8 protein-coding genes are annotated in these 5125 nt (G+C 48.6%); 2 read left to right on the top strand and 6 right to left on the bottom strand.

The features are described from left to right. Nucleotides 1–297: 297 nt before the first annotated feature. From DXX3274_RS00085 to DXX3274_RS00065, 5 genes are all read right to left on the bottom strand, one after another. Entirely contained in the window at nucleotides 298–507 is a 210-nt protein-coding gene (locus DXX3274_RS00085; protein WP_014699379.1) for a TraR/DksA family transcriptional regulator, read from the bottom strand. Further along, nucleotides 497–1081, bottom strand: a complete 585-nt coding sequence (locus DXX3274_RS00080; RefSeq protein WP_042857870.1) for a DUF2857 domain-containing protein — start codon at nucleotides 1079–1081, stop codon at nucleotides 497–499. The genes DXX3274_RS00085 and DXX3274_RS00080 overlap by 11 nt, the downstream gene beginning before the upstream one ends. Before the next feature lie 16 nt (nucleotides 1082–1097). Beyond that, nucleotides 1098–1292: an AlpA family transcriptional regulator gene (locus DXX3274_RS00075; protein ID WP_042857869.1), complete on the bottom strand. Its 195-nt coding sequence runs from the start codon at nucleotides 1290–1292 to the stop codon at nucleotides 1098–1100. A 495-nt stretch (nucleotides 1293–1787) separates the two neighbouring features. Next, a complete protein-coding gene (locus DXX3274_RS00070) occupies nucleotides 1788–2045 on the bottom strand; it encodes a helix-turn-helix transcriptional regulator (protein ID WP_016940998.1) in 258 nt (85 codons plus the stop codon). Between the two features lie 113 nt (nucleotides 2046–2158). Continuing rightward, nucleotides 2159–2437, bottom strand: coding sequence for a helix-turn-helix domain-containing protein (locus tag DXX3274_RS00065; protein WP_042857868.1), 279 nt, complete (start codon nucleotides 2435–2437; stop codon nucleotides 2159–2161). A 133-nt stretch (nucleotides 2438–2570) separates the two neighbouring features. Here DXX3274_RS00065 and DXX3274_RS00060 point away from each other — a divergent pair, with 133 nt between their 5' ends. Continuing rightward, the gene (locus DXX3274_RS00060) at nucleotides 2571–2858 is read left to right on the top strand and encodes a helix-turn-helix transcriptional regulator (RefSeq protein WP_042857867.1); all 288 of its coding nucleotides are present in this window, start codon (nucleotides 2571–2573) and stop codon (nucleotides 2856–2858) included. A 346-nt stretch (nucleotides 2859–3204) separates the two neighbouring features. Here the strand turns inward: DXX3274_RS00060 and DXX3274_RS00055 are convergent, their stop codons facing one another. Then, nucleotides 3205–3450: a helix-turn-helix domain-containing protein gene (locus DXX3274_RS00055; protein WP_012769232.1), complete on the bottom strand. Its 246-nt coding sequence runs from the start codon at nucleotides 3448–3450 to the stop codon at nucleotides 3205–3207. Nucleotides 3451–4462: 1012 nt separating this feature from the next. Here DXX3274_RS00055 and DXX3274_RS00050 point away from each other — a divergent pair. Next, nucleotides 4463–4981, top strand: coding sequence for an Hcp family type VI secretion system effector (locus tag DXX3274_RS00050; protein ID WP_013318572.1), 519 nt, complete (start codon nucleotides 4463–4465; stop codon nucleotides 4979–4981). Nucleotides 4982–5125 lie beyond the last annotated feature (144 nt).

The raw sequence follows: 5125 nt of genomic DNA, 5'->3' as shown, positions 1-5125 counted from the left end.
AACTTAGCTCCATTCTGTATGGCAAAGCCTTGCGCACTTGGAGAACGCCATGCCCGTTATGACCTGCCCCCTGTTAGTTCACTCAGAACGCTGTTAGCAATGTCCGCAGATCGCTCATTGACTTAATCATTCTCTAACACAAAACACCTTCATATCAAGTCTGAGCTAACGCAGATAAGTAATAATGGCGACGGTTTTTGCTCATCGTTTTAACGCTTATAACAAGCGTTATACTTATTAATATAATAAGCAGACGCACAGAGAAACACTATTCTCTGTGCGTCTGCTTGCATATTATCAGCGCTGACGGCGTTCAAGAATAGTCTGGCATTCCGTACAGGTCGTCACACCCGGCAGCGTTTGCCGTCGTTTTTCGGGAATAGGTTCACCGCATAAACGACAGTAATGTAATGAGGGCGTAGTTGCTGGCTTGAAACGGTTCTGCTCAATCATCTCTTCCAGACGTTGTTCATTAAATTCCTGATCGCGATCGATCTCATCTGGCATGTGGTGTCCTCCTGTTCGGTGCTTCCTTTTCGCAAAGGGTGATACGGTTCCAGACAACGGTGAGCGAAGGCGCTTCCTCCCGCGACGATAACGCTTCGGTGATCTGCAGCATTGCTTCCAGCGCGTCAGGCGTTTCAAGGTTTTCAGGTCGGCTTTTCTGCCATAACCGCCAGATTTCGGCATCAGTGGTTTCATCGGGGATAGGCGTTCGGCCATGAGGGATGGTGACACCCAATAACCGGCGGCGAGTGCAGACCTCGTTTGAGGTGAGGCCAAAAAAGTGGTGCAGGAGAGCGATTGATCCTCCTAATCTGATGGCCCGGTTAATCTGTTGTTGGCGCAGCGCTTCCTTGCGGGATAACGTCAGAATCTGCTGTAGGACGTCATGGCGGACAGTTACCGCCATAAATTGCGCCGATGCCCGGCTGACGATAAACAGTTCGTCGAGGGAGAGCTGATTGAGGGCATTTAATTCGTCAAATGTGAATCCTAATTTTTCACAATAATGAAAATTACCGTCCTTGAGCGCAGCAAGGGCGTGTGTTAATACCGCGTAATTCAATGAGGGGATCATAAGACGATATCCTTCATCAGCGCGTTAAGCGGTTGGCTAATTTGAGGTTAATCCATTCGTCAATTTCAGATTCGAGCCAGGCCACGCTGGCGGGACCAATCTTTATTGAGGCCGGAAAGGTTCCGTCTTTCATATACAAATAGATTTGCGAGCGCTTAAGGCCAGTTTTTTCTTCCACTTGTCTCAGACGCAATAACTGATGAGATGACATAGGTTCCTCCAGTGCAGAATGGCGTATGCCCGGAGAAGACAAAAAAACACAGCGAGGGACGAAGTGAAAGTTGATGAGCCCGTATTACGGATATCACCATCCTTAATACGGGTTTTTAGACAATATCGCGAAATTGTTTTTCTATAATTCAGCGTTTATTTATCCAGAAGAGGTTTTCTATGTTGCCCCTTGCAATTTTTCCGATGACGGCGGGGTGCCGATTACCTTTCTGCTACCACGATGTTTATGGCAAACTCTTTATAGGCGGTTGTATTGTTGCCACCCTGGTCATATTGATCTGACAAGGAATGTTTATTGACTGGTCGGCCATTATCGCCAGCCTGGCAGGTGCGGAAGTCGGGGTGAATGCACGCTGGGGGAGGCCTGGCGCTGAACTCGCTATTGGTGACCAGCATGTTCTATTGACTGATGAAAGCCAGTACCTGCTATATGCTGAGAACCGCTGATTGCCAAATTAAAAGACAGAGCCTAATCCTAACCACTCTTCTTGCTTCGAAATAACTCAAGCACGTCTTGCGCAAACTGATCATCCACTATATAGAAATAGCATTCCGGTACGTCCAGTACGCGAGCAAACTCGCACACCAGCTCGAAGGTCGGCTTGTGCGTACCGTTTTCATAATGAGACAAGCGTGAGTAAGCCGTAGCTTCTTCAAGCCCAGCCAGTACACCCAGTTTTTCCTGAGTGAGTTTAGCGTGCAAGCGTGCTTCTTTGAGTCTTTTGGGGATCATGCCGTGTTCCCAATGAGGATTTCACGGAGATCTTTAGCATTGCTCAATAGAATTTATCTTTAGAGTTCATAAAGATGGTGATTGGTATTTATAGGGATCGCTAATTTTTTCAATTAATTAGATGTGTCTTTTCTCCACTGAACCAATTCGCTAGCATGCAGCTCAAGCATGGCTTCAGCAAAGCTGTCATCCAGTGTGTAGAAGTATCCTTCCGGCACATCCAGTATTTTGGCAAACGTGCATATCAGCTCAAATTTTGGTCTGTGCCTGCCATTCTCATAATGTGACATTCTTGAGTAGCCCGTATCTTCAGAAATCCCGGCGGCTATCGCCAGTTCTTCCTGTGAAATATCTGCACGCTCTCTTGCTGCCTTCAGACGCTTCGGCACCATAACTCTTCCTGTTATTGGTTATATTGACATCATCTTTAGCATTCCTTAAGATGAATCATCTTTAGACTTACTAAATATATTATGCATCCACTTATCCTTGTCGGACTTCAAGTCTTTGAATGAGGTAAATAAAATGGTTAAAATCGACTGGCATTCTGCCGACATCATTGCCAGGCTTCACAAACGGGGAACCACGCTGGCTGCCGTGTCGCGGGCGGCCGGACTGAATTCCTCCACGCTGGGGAATGCGCTTATCCGTCCGTGGCCCAAAGGGGAGCTGCTAATTGCCGAGGCGCTGGGCGTGCCGGCCTATGAGATTTGGCCGAGCCGCTATTTTGACGAACAGGGGCGGTTAATTCCACGCACCCCACGTTCTCGTCTCCGATCTGATCAGGAAAAATATCCCCCGGCCGACAGTTAGCCACACCTGTGCCGAACCGGGTAGAGAAGGGCAGCAATAGGCGTGTCCCTTTAATATCCGAATCACACTTGCCAGTGTGATTTTTGTTCAACTTTATCCTGGTTTATCTCTTGTACTCTGTGGCCCGATGTTATCGGGCCTGTCTTCGTTCATGAGGTGCAGATGTACCTGTTGGTTTTCGTTGGACTCAATAAGTCGAGGAGTGGATGCCGCAGAGACATGTAGGATAGGGTGGAGTGACTTTTTAACTCAGCGACCTGTAATATTCCGGTCTACTACGTTGACCTTGCAGGGATTATTGATAGTACAGGTTAAGGTTGTACTTGTGCCATCAACTGTCATTGCATCAGAGTTTAGCGGCAGCAAAAAGCTGTTCCAGACTCCACTCAAGCGCATCCGCAATGCGTAACAAATTCAGCAGGGTAACGTTGCGTTCACCTCGCTCGATTCGGCCCATGTGGCTGCGATCAATACCTGTAGCGCTTGCCAGATTTTCCTGCGACAAACCAAGAAGCTCTCTCCGCTGACGGATAGTTTGTCCCAAAAGTGGCAAGGCATGAGCAGGATCGTTTTTTCCGGAAACTCTTTGCATTTAGTTATCATCTCGCGTCCTTTAACTTGTCTCCACGGCATTTACGACCCATAATAATTTGAGCCAGTCAGACTTTGCAGGAGAGCAACGATCCATCACTAGGAGATATCGGACAGCCTGGTTGTTCCTACCAATTAAAGAGGAGGGTAACAGCGATGTATAACGATCCACTTCCACCGCCATGTGCGCTTGAGTTGATTTATCGTTGCCGGGTGTTGATATGGTTGCTGATTGATTCTGACCATCAAGGGATTCGGGATAACCTCTCTTTTATCCTTTCAGAACAACTTGATCTGTTATTGGAGGCTCTCAATGAGCGAAGGATTGAAGGATAGCGGGGCTTTGTTGAATAAGTCGAGCTTTTGCCAGATGACAGGATCAGATCACGCTTCATCCTGACAGTAAAGCAGAAGTTTAGAAGCACCAACTGGAATACCCACAACAAAGCGCCCATCAAGCGCTGCTCCATCACTTTCTGGTTGTGACCTTGCCATCTTATAGTACTGACGTGTTCTGACTCACATTACGTGCTGTCCAGGGCTTCATTAAGCCAATTTTTTCTCTGCTGGACCCCCGTTTCACTGCCTGGATTGTATAAACATGAGAGAACGTGCGGAGTTAGTTAGCCAAAGTGCGATACCGCTACCTGATACCCGTGAACAGAGTGGAATGCACTGTTCCCTGCTTACTGTTTATCTCTCCCCCAACGATCGCACAAAACCAAAAACGTGATAACACTCACAAAAAATCAGACGCCGATAGTTCATAAAACATCCTTCCACAGAACAATCGCGCAATCTGCGCAACTTCTTGCTCAGTTTCCAGCATAAATCCCTGTTTGCGCAATGGATGCCGTTTTTTCGGGAGGTCTGCGCAATTTTTTGCTCAAATTTGACTTAGGGAAAATGACGATATGATTTTTCCCTTTTAAAACAATGAAATAAAAAGTGGCATAGTCATTGCTTTATGAACCATGAAGTCAAACACATGTTCAACAGCGAGGAGCAAGACTATGCCAACTCCATGTTATATCAGCATCGAAGGTAAAACTCAGGGCAATATCACTGCCGGTGCCTTCACTTCCGACTCCGTCGGCAACATCTACGTGCAGGGCCACGAAGACGAGATGCTGGTGCAGGAATTCAACCACGTCGTCACCGTGCCGACCGACCCGCAGTCCGGCCAGCCTTCAGGCCAGCGCGTGCATAAACCGTTCAAATTCACCGTGGCCCTGAACAAGGCCGTGCCGCTGCTGTATAACGCGCTGGCTTCCGGTGAAATGCTGCCGACCGTGACCCTGAAGTGGTACCGCACTTCCGTGGAAGGCAAGCAGGAGCATTTCTTCACCACCACCCTGACCGACGCCACCATTGTCGACATCAACAACCAGATGCCGCACTGCCAGGACCCGTCCAAGCAGGATTACACCCAGCTGATCGAAGTGTCGCTGGCCTACCGCAAGGTGGACTGGGAACACACCGTTGCCGGGACTTCCGGCTCTGACGACTGGCGCGCGCCGATCGAAGCGTAATGATGCCTTAACCCGGACTCCGGTCCGGGTTTTGCTGTCGTTTTTAGTCTGTCCTGAGCGGTGGCGGGGGTCATCGCTGAGTGCGGACGCAGGTCGGGGACGTAAGGAGGAAGCAAGGTGGCCAACAGTACAGGACTTCAGTTC

The sequence above is a fragment of the Dickeya sp. NCPPB 3274 genome (assembly GCF_000406205.1).
Taxonomy (GTDB): Bacteria; Pseudomonadota; Gammaproteobacteria; order Enterobacterales; family Enterobacteriaceae; genus Dickeya; species Dickeya fangzhongdai.
Note: the sequence above shows the minus strand (reverse complement) of the source record. Positions and strands in the feature narration are given on the sequence as shown.

Coding starts and splice junctions, on each gene's coding strand:
- DXX3274_RS00060 (WP_042857867.1), top strand. CDS start 2,571: ATGGTTAAAATCGACTGGCATTCTGCCGACATCATTGCCAGGCTTCAC.
- DXX3274_RS00050 (WP_013318572.1), top strand. CDS start 4,463: ATGCCAACTCCATGTTATATCAGCATCGAAGGTAAAACTCAGGGCAAT.
- DXX3274_RS00075 (WP_042857869.1), bottom strand. CDS start 1,292: ATGTCATCTCATCAGTTATTGCGTCTGAGACAAGTGGAAGAAAAAACT.
- DXX3274_RS00055 (WP_012769232.1), bottom strand. CDS start 3,450: ATGCAAAGAGTTTCCGGAAAAAACGATCCTGCTCATGCCTTGCCACTT.
- DXX3274_RS00080 (WP_042857870.1), bottom strand. CDS start 1,081: ATGATCCCCTCATTGAATTACGCGGTATTAACACACGCCCTTGCTGCG.
- DXX3274_RS00070 (WP_016940998.1), bottom strand. CDS start 2,045: ATGATCCCCAAAAGACTCAAAGAAGCACGCTTGCACGCTAAACTCACT.
- DXX3274_RS00085 (WP_014699379.1), bottom strand. CDS start 507: ATGCCAGATGAGATCGATCGCGATCAGGAATTTAATGAACAACGTCTG.
- DXX3274_RS00065 (WP_042857868.1), bottom strand. CDS start 2,437: ATGGTGCCGAAGCGTCTGAAGGCAGCAAGAGAGCGTGCAGATATTTCA.